At 36.2% G+C, this 14,555-nt stretch carries 13 protein-coding genes; 5 read left to right on the top strand and 8 right to left on the bottom strand.

Annotation, left to right across the window (positions count from 1 at the left end):
* Positions 1-15 precede the first annotated feature (15 nt).
* From ACYH9I_RS03545 to ACYH9I_RS03530, 4 genes are all read right to left on the bottom strand, one after another.
* Positions 16-1,578, bottom strand: a complete 1,563-nt coding sequence (locus tag ACYH9I_RS03545) for a glucan biosynthesis protein G (protein ID WP_483558965.1) — start codon at positions 1,576-1,578, stop codon at positions 16-18.
* 14 nt (positions 1,579-1,592) lie between these two features.
* A complete protein-coding gene (locus ACYH9I_RS03540; RefSeq protein WP_483558963.1) occupies positions 1,593-2,255 on the bottom strand; it encodes a hypothetical protein in 663 nt (220 codons plus the stop codon).
* Positions 2,256-2,451: 196 nt separating this feature from the next.
* Entirely contained in the window at positions 2,452-2,694 is a 243-nt protein-coding gene (locus ACYH9I_RS03535) for a YecH family metal-binding protein (protein ID WP_483559012.1), read from the bottom strand.
* Positions 2,695-2,888: 194 nt separating this feature from the next.
* Positions 2,889-4,835 carry an exoribonuclease II gene (locus ACYH9I_RS03530; protein WP_483558962.1) on the bottom strand — a complete coding sequence of 649 codons (1,947 nt, stop codon included), beginning with the start codon at positions 4,833-4,835 and terminating at the stop codon, positions 2,889-2,891.
* A 136-nt stretch (positions 4,836-4,971) separates the two neighbouring features.
* Between ACYH9I_RS03530 and ACYH9I_RS03525 the strand changes: the two genes are divergently transcribed.
* Positions 4,972-5,721 carry an alpha/beta fold hydrolase gene (locus ACYH9I_RS03525; RefSeq protein WP_483558960.1) on the top strand — a complete coding sequence of 250 codons (750 nt, stop codon included), beginning with the start codon at positions 4,972-4,974 and terminating at the stop codon, positions 5,719-5,721.
* Between the two features lie 21 nt (positions 5,722-5,742).
* On the opposite strand, the gene ACYH9I_RS03520 is transcribed toward ACYH9I_RS03525, so the two are convergent.
* From ACYH9I_RS03520 to ACYH9I_RS03505, 4 genes are read right to left on the bottom strand one after another with little or no spacing between them, the layout of a single operon-like run.
* Entirely contained in the window at positions 5,743-6,072 is a 330-nt protein-coding gene (locus tag ACYH9I_RS03520; protein WP_483558958.1) for a type IV pilus modification PilV family protein, read from the bottom strand.
* The gene (locus ACYH9I_RS03515; protein ID WP_483558956.1) at positions 6,065-6,505 is read right to left on the bottom strand and encodes a DUF2509 family protein; all 441 of its coding nucleotides are present in this window, start codon (positions 6,503-6,505) and stop codon (positions 6,065-6,067) included. Before ACYH9I_RS03515 ends, ACYH9I_RS03520 begins: the two co-directional genes overlap by 8 nt.
* The gene (locus ACYH9I_RS03510) at positions 6,489-7,052 is read right to left on the bottom strand and encodes a prepilin peptidase-dependent protein (protein ID WP_483558954.1); all 564 of its coding nucleotides are present in this window, start codon (positions 7,050-7,052) and stop codon (positions 6,489-6,491) included. The genes ACYH9I_RS03515 and ACYH9I_RS03510 overlap by 17 nt, the downstream gene beginning before the upstream one ends.
* Positions 7,046-7,522: a prepilin-type N-terminal cleavage/methylation domain-containing protein gene (locus ACYH9I_RS03505; protein WP_483558952.1), complete on the bottom strand. Its 477-nt coding sequence runs from the start codon at positions 7,520-7,522 to the stop codon at positions 7,046-7,048. Before ACYH9I_RS03505 ends, ACYH9I_RS03510 begins: the two co-directional genes overlap by 7 nt.
* A gap of 449 nt (positions 7,523-7,971) precedes the next feature.
* On the opposite strand from ACYH9I_RS03505, the gene ACYH9I_RS03500 reads away from it, so the two are divergent.
* From ACYH9I_RS03500 to bglX, 4 genes are all read left to right on the top strand, one after another.
* Positions 7,972-9,633, top strand: coding sequence for a hypothetical protein (locus ACYH9I_RS03500; RefSeq protein WP_483558950.1), 1,662 nt, complete (start codon positions 7,972-7,974; stop codon positions 9,631-9,633).
* Positions 9,634-10,554: 921 nt separating this feature from the next.
* On the top strand, positions 10,555-11,379 hold the full coding sequence (dapD, locus tag ACYH9I_RS03495; RefSeq protein ID WP_091346009.1) for a 2,3,4,5-tetrahydropyridine-2,6-dicarboxylate N-succinyltransferase: 825 nt from the start codon (positions 10,555-10,557) through the stop codon (positions 11,377-11,379).
* Positions 11,380-11,492: 113 nt separating this feature from the next.
* Positions 11,493-11,984, top strand: coding sequence for a YajQ family cyclic di-GMP-binding protein (locus tag ACYH9I_RS03490; RefSeq protein WP_091346008.1), 492 nt, complete (start codon positions 11,493-11,495; stop codon positions 11,982-11,984).
* A 262-nt stretch (positions 11,985-12,246) separates the two neighbouring features.
* On the top strand, positions 12,247-14,529 hold the full coding sequence (gene bglX, locus ACYH9I_RS03485; protein WP_483559010.1) for a beta-glucosidase BglX: 2,283 nt from the start codon (positions 12,247-12,249) through the stop codon (positions 14,527-14,529).
* Positions 14,530-14,555 lie beyond the last annotated feature (26 nt).

Here is a 14,555-nt window from a genome sequence, read left to right as displayed (position 1 = left end):
ATATTATTATAATGATTATTGTGCGGGATATTGCCCACTCCACGTTTCAGAAATGACTTTATTGGTTGCTTGAGAAGCTAGTTGTACGCGTATGTCACTCGCTTTTTTGTTATCTTCAATGTTAAATCGAACAATAACTCGCCAGCCTTTAATTTCTGAATTGTATTGCACGTCAGAACTTAAGATAGTGCCATTGCTTATGCTTGAAATCACTTTGACTGGTGCTGTTTCTGATAATTCAGGACCCGCAAAGTCGATCACATATGCATTAGAACCATCAAGTTTACGAATTAAATTGGCTTGTTTTATATCACCTAGTGATAAACGAGTACTAACTGCTCTTGCTACATTATTAGGATAGCGTTGTTTTTCATTTAACGAATAATGTAATCGATATTTAATATCAAGTATATCGCCAGCTTTATATTGTTTTTCTGGTACCCAAAAAGTAACAATATTGTCGTTAGTTTCATCAGCAGTTGGGATTTCAACTAATTCAACGCGTCCTTTGTGCCAATCACCTAAAATTTCGGTCCAAACGCTTGGTCGTTTTTCGTACTGATCATCCAGATCTTGATAATCTTCAAAACCGTTATCGCGTTGAATTAAACCGAAAGCTTTTGGGTTTTCTAAGCTATATGATGAAAATGATAAACGCTTAGGATTATTTAATGGGCGCCAGATCCATTCGTTATTGTTGGCTAAAATAGATAGTCCATTAGAATCGTGCATTGCAGGGCGGTAGTTTAATAAAGGCGATGGTTGGTTTGGACCAAATAAAAACATACTGGTTAATGGTGCAATGCCTAATTTTTTTACTGAATCGCGGAAGAATACTTTCGCTTGCACTGTGATTGTGGTATCAACACTTGGTACAAGTGTTATTTTATAAGCACCTGCCACACTCGGTGAGTCAAGTAGCGCATAGATAACTAAATGTTTTTGGTTGGCTTCTGGTCTTTCAATCCAATACTCTTTAAAACGTGGAAACTCTTCACCCGACATTTCGCCAGTATCAATGGCAAGACCTCTAGCGGAAAGGCCATAGCGCTGTTCTTTACCTACTGCACGAAAATAACTGCCCCCCAGTGCTGAGAATATTTCATCGTCAGTTTTTGTTGGGTTATTAATTGGATAATGAACTTTAAAACCAGCAAAACCAAGGTCTTTACTATTAATCTTATTAAGGTTGAGTGGGCTTAAATCAAAATAACTTGGATCATATTTTATTTCGTTAACTTGATTATTGACGATTTCATTGATTTTGATCGGAACATCAAAGTACATGCCTTCATGATAAAACTCAAGTTTGAAACGGCTTTTTTGATCACCCCAATAGGCTTTTTGATGATTAAATAGAATTTTCTGATAATCAGCAAATTGTAAAGATGCCAATTCATTGGGAATGTTTTTAGATGGCTGAACATAAGCTTTTTTGGATAATTTTTCGGCTTTTGCAACCACATCGTCAAACGAAAAAGCCCATGAAGAAAAACTAATGCAAGAAACGCAAGCCACACAAAGCACCTTGCAAATTAGTATTTTATTAAACGAATTATTGGGTAATAAATTGTACATAAAGACTCGCATTATTATCTAAAAATATTAAAGTAATTGATAATATTATCTTTTGGATTATTCAAACACTTTTCAACATAATCTACTTTTATTTCTTGAAGAATACTCGGGTTTTCTTCGATCAGGAATTGAGAATAGTTATCTTTGGAAATTTTTGCTTGTAAGGATAATATATCTTGCACAGACATTCTAAATTTCGGTTGAAAATATTGGTTTATTTTAGCTGTATCTTTTGTATAAATTGCTGCAATAAAATCTGCCGAGGATTGACAATAGTTTTTAATATTCGATTCAGTTGCTCTTATTTTGCTTAACTCAATATCAAGTTGCGCTTGGTTTTCTTCAATTACTTTTTTGAGTTTCATATCATAATTTAATTTATAATATTCGTTCAAATAGAAACTCAATACACAAGATGATCGGTTATTATCACCTTCACAATTTAAAATACCGTGTTTAGTAACATAATTATCGAAGTTTTTACTACCAATAAGTTGAAGCAATTGATTTTTAGCTGTAACAACGTAAGGGTTGTTTGCTTCAGCTTGTTCTTTCAACAAAGATATCTGTTCTGCCTCTGAAATCGCTTCTTTACTTTTAGTTGGTGAAATCTTTTTAGCACAACTTGCGACAAGAATAGAAACGATGGCGCATATAAGGATATTACTTACTTTCATTTATCAAATTCCATGAACGTATTCTTGAGTGTATGTAATTTTAAAGTGAATAACTGTACTGCTAATTTAATCGCATTATGTTATTAGTAACAATGGATTATTGCTGTAGCGCAAAATTATATACTCTTATTGTTTTAAAAACACTAGCAGATTAAATCACATTTATAAAAAAGCACACTATCATATGCTTTTTTTTCTAATGTTTACATATTTTTTTATTATCTACTGTAAATTCATATTTATGAGCAACAGAAGGTTTAAATTTGCCCTTTGCTTTTAAAAAAGCGATGAGTTGTCCTGCACTCATGTCAGATTGAGAGCAAGTATGAAATTTTGCATCGGTACCAAATTTGTCATTGATAGCGTTAAGTAAGGAAGCTTCTGTGTAATTGTTTCCATCCATCATATGCAAAACTTCATGTCCATGAATTGACATTATGGGCCTCCCAAGTTGTTGTTGATTTAAAAATCAATATTTGTCATTTTGAGCAGTGAAAGATAGCAGATATTTTTAATAAAAAAAAGGGGAAAGATTAAATAAATGTTGTTAATTTTTGTTTGACTTGCCCCTGATTTATAATGGGGCAAGTAGAGATAATAAAAGTAATAAATCCAAGCAAAAATAAACTTGTTTTATTCTTTGTTGTCATCGGCAAATTTTGCAATGATTGATTGATTTTCGCTTTTAATTTGGCGAATAACAACGGAAATTATATCGGCAAGTTTATAGCAGCTTTCACCTTTAATTTTGATAACGCCTTCATCGGGGAAAGAAGCAATTTCCTCTTTGACAGAATGAATCATTGAAAGCGGTACAAAAGCAAAAGCACCTATATCACATAAACGAACGCGAGCTCCGCCACGATTAATATCAATAATTTCAGCGGAGTAAGTTTCATCGATTTTATCTGATAAGTATTGAGCATAAAGATTTTCAGCCATATCGCGTTCAGCAAAGCGTAACATTTTACGCCTCTCATTCATGCTTTTTAGTTGCTCTTTATCAGGCGAGGTTAATTCTTGTGAACGGATATACGCTTTGATTAATCGGTGGTTGACCATATCGCCATATTTGCGTATTGGTGATGTCCATGTTGCATAGGCTTCAAATCCTAAACCAAAATGTGGTTGTGGTTCAGTCGAAAAATCTGCAGGGCTTTGGAACTTGCGCAGTTTGGCGGCTAGAAATGGCTCATTGTCGATCATTCGTCGCAATTTTACATAACCATCAAAAGATAAGAGTAACTCTTTATCAAACTCTGTTATTCCATTATCGTTTAAAAATTTTATGGCTTGTTCGATATATTTATTATCAAAACCTGAATGAATATTAAAAATGCCAAAACCAATTTTAGTTTGTAATTGTAAAGTTAAAGCGAGATTAGCGATAACCATCACCTCTTCTACGATATGATTGGTAATTCGACGAGTCTCTTTAATTATGGATTTAACTTGGCGGTTCTCATCCAGTTCAAAACGATAATCACCATTATCTTTAAAAAGCAATGCATGGGTTTGTCGCCATGTGATGCGGATTTTAGCTAAGTCAGCTAACCAGATAAGTTGTTGTTTAATAGTGGGGTCATTTGTTGCTAATTCGCCATTATTTTCTAAAAAATCAGAAACATTATTATAAGCTAGCTTCGCTTTTGATTCGATCCAAGCAGGCATAAAGGTTGTATCATCAGCAATAATATTGCCAGTGTTGTCTATGCACATTTTACATATCATTGCTGGGCGTTTTTCATTGGCTTTTAATGAGCATAGTTCATTGGCAAGCGCTTCGGGTAGCATTGGGATATTAAAATCAGGTAAATAAGTGGTGAAATTCCTAGCTTTGGCAATATTATCAAGTTCGCTATTTTGTAGTATATAAGCGGTAGGATCAGCAATAGCTACCATTAATTGATAATAGCCGTGTTCATCTTTAGAAACCGCAATGGCATCATCCATATCTTCAGTATTTTCACTATCGATAGTAAAAAAGTGAACATCAGTTAAATCTTGACGGTTATCAAGTTCTGCATCGTTAATGGTTAATGCTTCGGCTTGTGGAGCATGGGTTTCTAAATCATAGCGTGCTAAGGTTTTTAACCAAAGTTGATAAGGTGAATTACCGTCAGCAACAAAACGAGTCACTTCGGCAAAGAAATGTTTACTTTCTTTTTGTAAAGGGTGAGAAACCAGCGTTGCAACAACCCAATCACCTTCCTTTAGCTTTTCATTCACTTGCTCGTTTATTTTGCAGCGAATAGCAAAATTAGCAGGCATGTTTTCAAGGTAAATAACCATTGCACGATCTTGAAATCCTATTTTGCCAATGAATTTTTGTAATGCACCTTCGATTAATAATTCGGGATCAAAAGATTCTTTATCGTTATTCGTGATGATTGACCCTGAGACTTTATCGCCATGACAAACTGTTTTCATTTTAGCAACAGGGATGAAATAGCTTTTCTTATTATCGGTATCTAAAAAACCAAATCCTTTTTCATGAGCTCGAACAATGCCTTCAACTCGAGGTGTTTGTTCATGGAGTTCTTGTTTTAATTGTGCAAGTAAAGGGTTATTTTGAAACATATGGCTTAACACTTTTTAAAAAATTAGTGCTAAATTCTATCATAATTATACAAATTATGGTTATCGAATTAATCGGTGATGACATTGAAAATAGACGTATAATAGTGCCACTTAAAATAATGGGTATAATTAGAGTATGAAATTAAACTATAAATTGCAGGGCGATGGACAGCCGATCGTGTTTTTACATGGTGTATTTGGCAGTTTAGATAATTTAAATATGCTAGCAAAGGATTTTGTGCAACATTATCAAACAGTGCAAGTTGATTTGCGTAACCATGGACATTCGCCATGGTCTGATAAGATGGACTATCAATCCATGGCCGAAGATGTGGCCGAACTTTGTCATGATTTACAATTAAAAAATATGATTTTAATTGGCCACTCAATGGGGGGCAAGGTTGCTTTGCAATTGTCGCAAGTGATCTCTGATTCGATCGAAAAAATGGTGGTAATAGATATTGCTCCTATAAAATATCAGCGCTCAGCCAATGTTATCATTCTAAGAGTATTAACTTATTGCCTTGCGAACCAGATCACCGACAAAAAACAGATCATGGATTTAATGCGACAAGAAGGCATTGATGATGCAATCATTCTTTTTTTATTAAAATCGTTTAAAAATGAACATTGGTTGTTTAATATTCAAGCCATTAACGAACAGTATGGTCATATTTGTGATTGGCAAGCGATTTCACCTTGGTTAAAACCGACGTTATTTATACGCGGTGGCAATTCACCTTATATCACCAATCAGGCTTATCAAGCTATTTTTGAGCAGTTTCCTAATGCAAAAATCGAAGTGGTTGAAGGGGCTGGGCATAATGTTCATTTTGAAAAAACGCAGCAACTTTTACAACTTTTACATAACTGGTTAGGCGACTAAATGATATTTAACTCTTAAATATCAATGTGAATCACAAAAAAAACGTTGCTGTTTGGCGACTTGTTTATTGGGTGCACTAACCGTTATTACCACCATTTTACACTGGGCATTATATCTTTTACTGGTGATCGTATAACGCCAACCAGAAGGGATAATGTGATTGGTGGTATAGGGATAGTTATCAAGTAGCTGAAAAGCAATTTTATTGGCGCGCAAATAGTTTGCAAAGTAATGGTGTTTATTGAACAACGCTTGTTGGTAGTTAATAAATCCCAGCATAATAATTGAAAATAGTAGCGTTGCTATCATAACTTCAATCAAACTAAAGCCAGCTATATTTTTATTATTCACAATAAATAGCCCTTTTTTCTGGGCAATAATCGAGCCAATGTCCTTTTTCAACAATTAATCGATTATTATCAAAATGTGCAAGTGTATATAAATAGAAATCTTCCTCTTTGGCTTCGCCGCGGACTAATACATATTCATCGACTTTTAATAAAGATTGTTTTATACAGGCTTTTAGTTGATAAGTAGGTTCGGTCAAACAATGCCAATTGGCTTTTGGTGTTGGCCAATTTTGGGTTATTGCCCAAGTTAAAGACGAATTAGCCTGATTAAATCGCTGATAGTATTGGCTTTCCATTAAGATGGCTTTTTGCCACGAGTAAATAAGTAGATTGAAGCCAATTAATAGCACTGATCCCACAACCATCAAAATAATCACCATCATAATCGTGCTAAATCCTGACTGGACGGGCATTGGGTTAAAATCGGTTTTCATTTTTGATGATTTCAGTTGTGTGATATTGAATTTGCTTGTTTTTCCTCAATTCAGCCGTAATTGATAACCTAATTGCATCAGGTAGCTGTTTTATTGCAAAGTAGGTGACTTTGATTTCGTTTGAATCGAATAAGTTTTCCCACTTGTTTCCAAAACAGTTTAATGACCCTGTTCTATAAGCTATATTATTTTCTTTATAACGGTAGGTAAAAACATCTGACTTCATGGGGGTCTCTATGTTCCAAACCCAAGAATTGCGGATTTCACTGTCATATCGAATGATAATACATTTTATCTTTTCATTAATTTCAATTGCTTTGGCAGTCATTTTTTTTGGATCGTTAGCAATAAAACCTGCTCGTTTTATATCCTTTTTCATGCCAGCTAATCCAAGATCGATAGCTTGCTGTAGGCGTGTCTTTTGGTAATATTTCATGATACTTGTTTGCAATTGAATATAAAAAGATGTCATTCCCATAACAATAAGGCTAGATAAAATTACACTAATAAGCATTTCAAATAAGGAAAATCCAGACATTTTTAACATGGTGGTAAACCTGTTATATAACTGTTTTCTGCACAAAAACGAATTCGCCCAAGCAAAGAAACGAGAACCTTGCTGGTGCCTATTTTATTTTTTAATTGAAAAGACATTGTTTGAGCTAAATTACGGCGACCTACAATCAAAGCATTTTTATTGTTTGATAGTTCACTAATTTCAACAGAATTGTCTGGTTTCATAAAATAAAGTACGCCCTCATTGCATGAGGAAGGTTTTTCATCGTGAGTAATTGTGATGCACCAAGGAGATGTAAATTGATGGATAATATAATTTTCGTTTTTGCTCGAAGCCTTTATTTGAACTTCGTAGATAAAATAAGCCAACTGCTTAGTTGTGGATGCCAACTCATTTCGAAGTTGTTGCTCTTTCCAATGTTGAATGCCAATAGCGGTTAAAATAGCGCTAATACAGATAGTTATTAATAATTCTAGTAATGAAAATCCCAAATCTTGCATAATATTGTCTTGGTAACTATCACGATAGTTACAGAGTATATTTTAATAAAACAATTGGTTATTTGACGTTCTAGATTTGTGATACATTGCTCAAATAAATTGTGTTTTTTTCGTTAATACTTTGCTTTTTGTTTTGATGAAAGGTTTATTTAAAAATCACGCCAAAAAGTGGTCAGGAAAGGTATTGATTTTATTAAAGTTTTTATTTTGCGGTTTTTATTCAAAACACCACCAAAACCACTCCCCAAAACACGCCACCAAAAGCTCAACCTTATCAACTTAACAAAACTTTACGAATATTTAACAAAAAACTGGCGCATTATCAATCAATCGGCTATAATTTGAGCGCTTTTAAGGCAGGGAAAAGCTCATTAGTTGAGCGGATAATTATAAAAATAAAAATAAAACAATAAATTACTTGACAGGATTATCGAAATGCGCTACCATGCATGGCATCTGGCATCTGGCATCTGGCCTGCCAAACCTACGCCCAAAATCTTTTTCAATTTCACCGTAGTCTAAATCAGACACTGTTCTTATTTTCATCACCGAAGTTATCAAGCTCATCGCGCTTGGCGAGGTCGAGGTGCTTATTTTTTCTATCTAAATTATCAAACTTACTTAGATTATTTAGATTAACTAAATCATTGTTGTTCTTCGTGCCATTGTTTTTGTTGCCATATACACAGTGCTCTATGGCATTAACGGCGTCTACATCAAGGTATATTGAGGGTAGTGCGCCATATTTAACGTTTGACGGTGGTCGAACAAGGACAACTTCAACGGATAGTTTTTTGTTTATTAAGTTGCGGGATGGCACAAGGTTCACACCATCAACCAATCCATCAAGCTCAACAAATCCAATAGTTTTACCTTATGCAGGAAGTACTTTGGGAGATATAGATATGGTAATTCCATCATCAGTGAATTCAGTGAGTTTAAGTGATTTAGTCACTAGGTATAATTATTGGGGAGATGATGATGGAGATGGTCAGGGTACAAATGGAGTTACCGCATCGGGGAGTATATCGGTATTGTTTAGGGACAAAAATGACAATAGAGTTAATCGTAACGATGCATTAAGTATATGTAATGCTCCTTATAGGGTAACATTAAGTAGTACAGGGGGATATTTACAGACACGTTATGGTGTTCCTAATAGAACCAGTTTTAGTGGAGCTACGGTGGATTATTATATTAATCCGTATGGCAGTCGTCCTGTTGTTTGTCACGCAAGGCCGAATTTGTTGTTTGGTGGTACAGCTGGCATCATTTCTTATGATGATCCTCGCTACGCAGGCCCATCTAACATATGGTCTCGTACAAAGGGTTTTTTAACTCAGTCAAACGATTTTTCATCTTACGACCGAAACTTTCCGACAACGGGTGCAGATGGATTGTATTTTGATTTGGATATAGGAGGTATTGACGCAAGTCAGTTGAGTTGGACAGTAATCACAAGTGGTAGTATAAGTGCAGCGGTGAGTTGGACAAGGCCACGTTCTGGTACATTTACAACCCCAGAAGGATATACCAGACAAGCTGATCAATGGATTCCTGATAAATCTAGTTATGTAACACGGGTAACGTTAAGCGGTCCTAGGGCTGATAATGTTCAGATAAATTCAGGAAATCCTAGTCCTCTAGCTGTACCCTCTTTGCCACAGACATTTGAGTTGGTGGGCAGAGATAGTCGAGGTAATGAGGTGAGGTATGGATTTGTGTTAAGGCAGTGGTTCGTCCATCGGGGTAATAAACAGGCTAGTCAGTCTGACCAAATATCTTGGTGTAGTCGTTTGGGTTATCGTCTTGCTAGGGTAAGAGATTTAACTAATGCGACTTGTTCTGGTTTTAATTCAGGTTCATATTGCCAAGGTTCTGTCAGCGCTACACCTAGTTCATCTAATAATGTTTATATGCGTCACATAGGTGCTGGTTTTTTCACGGAGTGGGGGGTTATGCTCTACTACGCTGATGCGGGTTTCGTCAACAACGGGGTCTGGGCGAGTGACGCAGCAGGTAGCATTGGCTTTTATGTCTACTCAAACATCGGCAGCGTCTTCAGCCGCCGTGCTTTCACCAGCAATCCTGCTGTTTGCACCGTACCTTAGTTTTTAGCGTTTAGTACTTAATCCTTAGGGTGCGGGGGTGGTTATGGTGCCTGAGAGGACAATATAAAAAAGAATCAAGCCCCCGCGTAAGTTGGGGCGTTTTCCCTTAGGGTTGCGCAGTTGTGGCAAAGCCACAATAGCGCCGCCCCCCCGCCGCCGACGACGCTGAAAGCGTGGTTGGCAATTCTAATGATTACGCTGTGGCGGTTTAAATTCGTGGTCTATTTATAGTACGGCAAGGTTTCGGACGTTTTGACCTTGGGTGAATAAAATAGCTACAGTGACCACGTCCTAGCAAAGGGAATTAAAGCGAATTCCCTTTGCAATCCCACGCTTTGGCTACAGAATGTGGCCTACGGCACTACTCGTATCATCCTGATACTCGCCTCTACGAGGCCATCTTCGCTGTGCTCAGATGTTCAAATTTGTTCCAGACAAATTTGTACGACGCCGCCGCTCGGTCTGAACGCACCGTTTGTGGGATTACTCGTATCATCCTGATACTCGCCTCTACGAGGCCACCTTCGCTATGCTCAGGTGTTCAAATTTGTCCGATGCAGCACAAACTCGCCAAACATCCTTGTTTGGCGTGCTAACTTCGCTCTGTTGTCGGCACATTCTGACGCCGGAACAAGACAAACAGCATAACCTTTGGTGTTTTTTTTGTGAGTTGTTTTTGTGTAAAAAAGCAATGAAATTGCATCCCAAAAGTGGTCAGGAAAGGTATTGATTTTATTAAAGTTTTTATTTTTCTATTTTTTGTGATTTCCTATGACTTTACTAAAATTTTGATTGTTTTTGATTGCTTGGATATTGATTGTGGTGTTTTGATTAAACCACTTAAAAAGCGAGGAATATTATATTATACTGTTTACTCATTTATTCTTTGCCAACGGATTTATAAGTTAAAGGAAATTAGAGATGCAACAATTACAAACTATTATTGAAGCAGCATTTGAACGTCGTGCTGAAATTACACCATCAAATGTCGATACTGTAACTCGTGATGCAATCAACCAATGTATCGCTTTATTAGACAGCGGTAAAATGCGTGTCGCAGAAAAAATCAATGGCGATTGGGTGACTCACCAATGGTTGAAAAAAGCTGTTTTGCTCTCTTTCCGTATTAACGAAAACCAATTGATTAATGGTGGCGCGACTAACTATTATGACAAAGTACCATTAAAATTTGCTGAATATGATGAAGCAAGATTCCAACAAGAAGGTTTTCGCGTTGTTCCTTCTGCTATAGCGCGTAAAGGGGCTTATGTTGCTCGCAATACTGTGTTAATGCCATCTTATGTCAATATTGGTGCTTATGTTGATGAAGGGACAATGGTTGATACATGGGTGACTGTTGGTTCTTGTGCGCAAATTGGTAAAAATGTTCATTTATCAGGTGGCGTGGGGATTGGAGGTGTTTTAGAGCCGTTACAAGCTAATCCAACGATTATTGAAGATAACTGTTTTATTGGTGCACGTAGTGAAATTGTTGAAGGCGTTATTGTTGAAGAAGGTAGCGTCATTTCAATGGGTGTGTTTATTGGTCAAAGTACTAAAATTTATGATCGTGCAACTGGTGAAGTTCATTACGGCCGTGTACCAGCAGGCTCTGTGGTTGTTTCTGGTAACTTGCCAACGAAAGATGGTAAATATAGCCTTTATTGTGCAGTTATTGTGAAAAAAGTAGATGCTAAGACTTTAGGTAAAGTAGGCATTAACGAATTACTGCGTACGATTGATTAATTTTATGTTTTAAAATCGCCTAGCTTGTTAGGCGGTTATGATTTTATTTATTAACTTGTTAATTTTTGTTTATAACCACTAAGTTTATAACCATTAGAAGAAGAGGAGAATTTATGCCTTCTTTTGATATCGTTTCAGAAATCCAAATGCCAGAAGTTAAAAATGGTGTTGAAAATGCAACTCGAGAGCTAGCCACCCGTTGGGATTTTAAAAATGTTGAAGCATCGTTTGAGTTAAATGAAAAGAATGAAACGATCAAAGCAACCAGCCAATCTGATTTCCAAGTACAACAATTACTCGATATTCTGCGTGATAAACTTGCTAAACGAGGTATTGATGGTGGTGCACTTGAAATTCCTGAAGAAATGGAACACAGTGGTAAGTTCTATAGCATTACGGTTAAACTTAAGCAGGGTATCGATAAAGAGTTAGCTAAAAAAATCGTGAAAGCTATCAAGGACAGTAAAATTAAAGTGCAAGCTCAAGTGCAAGGTGAACAGGTTCGGGTGACAGGTAAATCACGCGATGATTTACAAGCGACTATGGCTTTAGTCAAAAATGGCGAATTTGGTCAACCATTCCAGTTTACTAATTTTAGAGATTGATCTTCTTTTCAATTTATATTGCCGATATTTGTCGGCAATATTATCCTATTCCAAATAGCTATTTACCTGTATTTTGTAAAGAAATTTAAACAATCTTAAGAAAGTTTAAGTTTATTTCTTGTTTTTGCATCGTTGTTTATAAAATAAAGGCTATAATACTTTAAAACATAAATATAAGTAGTGTAAAAAGCGAGATTTTTTTGTACGGATACGTTATGCTATTTGCATGTCTGTTTTCTTAATTAGAACAATACTTATTATGATGAAAAAATTAGCTCTGTTTTTATTTTTTCTTATCTTTTCTATGCATTTGTTTGCGCAAGAGCCTGATAGTAAAACAAAGGCTGAAAAGAGAGTTTTTATTGATAATCTATTATCAAAAATGACACTCCAAGAAAAAGTGGGGCAACTGCGTTTAGTCAGTGTTGGCGGTGATCTAACATTGAGTAAAGCACTTGATCAAATCGAAGCAGGTGAAATTGGCGGTATTTTTAATACTGTAGTTGAACCTGACCTTTCTCAAATGCAAGAACGTGCTTTAAAATCCCCTAATAAGATTCCTATTTATTTTGGGTTTGATGTTATTCATGGTCATAGAACCGTGTTTCCGATTAATTTAGGTATTGCATCAACTTGGGATCGTAGTGCGATAGCTAAAGCTGCTGAAGTTTCGGCAGACGAAGCAACCTCGGATGGATTGAATATTACTTGGGCACCGATGGTTGATATTACGCGCGATCCAAGGTGGGGGCGTGTGTCAGAAGGATTTGGTGAAGATCCTTATCTTTCTTCAGAGGCTGGACGTATTTTTGTTGAAAAAATGCAAAAACAATCTCTTTCTGATAAAAAATCATTAGTTACTACCGTTAAGCATTTTGCACTTTATGGTGCAGTTGAAGGCGGGCGTGAATATAACAGTACGGACATGAGCGAACGTAAAATGTTCCAAGAATATCTTGTGCCTTATAAAGCGGCAATTGATGCGGGTAGTCGTTCGGTGATGGTTTCGCTTGTGAGTGTTAATGGTATTCCTGCTACTGCGAATCATTGGTTATTAACCGAAGTATTACGCAATCAGTGGCATTTTGATGGTGTTGTGGTGAGTGATCATGGTGCGATTCGTGAACTGATCAACCATGGTGTAGCTAGCGATCCTAAAGATGCTGTGCGTGTTGCGATTAAAGCGGGCATCGATATTAGTATGAATGACGAATACTTTTTACAATTTGTTCCTGAATTGGTTAAAGAGGGTGCTCTTACAGAAGAGGAAATTAATCAAGCATGTCGCCATGTGCTTGAACTTAAATACGATATGGGATTATTTAGTGATCCTTATCGTAATTTAGATCCAAAATTAGATATCGAAACCATGTTTGCTGATGATCGTTTACATCGTGAAGAAGCCCGTGATGTGGCACGTCGTAGTATTGTGTTATTAAAAAATACCAATGAAATCCTACCTCTAGCTAAAAATAAAAAAATTGCAGTTATTGGTCCATTATCTGATTCAAAACGCGATATTTTAGGTAGTTGGTCGGGAGCCGGTCGTGCTAATTTGGCAGTAACGCCATTAGAAGGCATTAAAAGAGCCGTTAATAATTCAAAATCCGTTAGTTATGCATTTGGTGCTAACCTTTCTGATGATGCAAATTTATATCGTTTTTTAAATTTATATGAAGAGACCACTAAATTTGATCATAGACCAGCGGATAAAATGATTGCTGAAGCAGTTGGTATCGCTAAAAAAGCGGATGTCGTTGTTGCTTTTGTGGGTGAAGCCGAAGGCATGGCGCATGAATCATCAAGTCGAACAGATCTCTCTTTACAAGCAAGCCAAAAAAAGTTGCTTAGCGCGCTTAAAAAAACCGGCAAACCATTGGTTATTGTCTTAATGAATGGTCGTCCATTAACATTATCTGAAGAATATACGCAAGCTGATGCTATGCTTGAAACTTGGTTTTTAGGAACAGAAGGTGGTAATGCTATTGCCGATGTGTTATTTGGTGATTATAACCCTTCTGGGAAGTTGCCGATGTCTTTTCCTGATAATGTTGGGCAAATTCCCGTTTATTACAGCCATTTAAATACGGGGCGTCCACGCGGTACTGAAAATATGGGAAAATATACGACTTCGTATTTTGATAGTCCAAATGAACCATTATTCCCATTTGGTTTTGGTTTAAGTTATACCAATTTTGCGATGGACTTTTCTTTATCTAGTTCTGAAATGAATAAAAATAGCGAAATTGTTGTTAATGTCAATGTTGAAAATATCGGCAATAAAGAAGGTATGCAAACGGTTCAGCTCTATTTGCAAGATGTGACCGCATCAGTGAGTCGTCCTGTTAAAGAGTTGATTGGTTTTGAAAATATTACTTTAAAACCGCATGAAAAAGGCGAAGTAAAATTTGTTATTAAATATGATATGTTGAAATTCTGGAATGACAAAATGCAATATGTTGCAGAACCTGGCAAATTTAATGTGTTTATTGGTTCCGATTCAACAACACAAGATAAGAAAACTTTCACTTTGCTTGATAAATAAATTTTTAATTTTCCGTCGGCATTGGT

Source organism: Gilliamella sp. X-23 (assembly GCF_057063545.1).
This window is presented reverse-complemented; position numbering and strand designations above follow the sequence as displayed.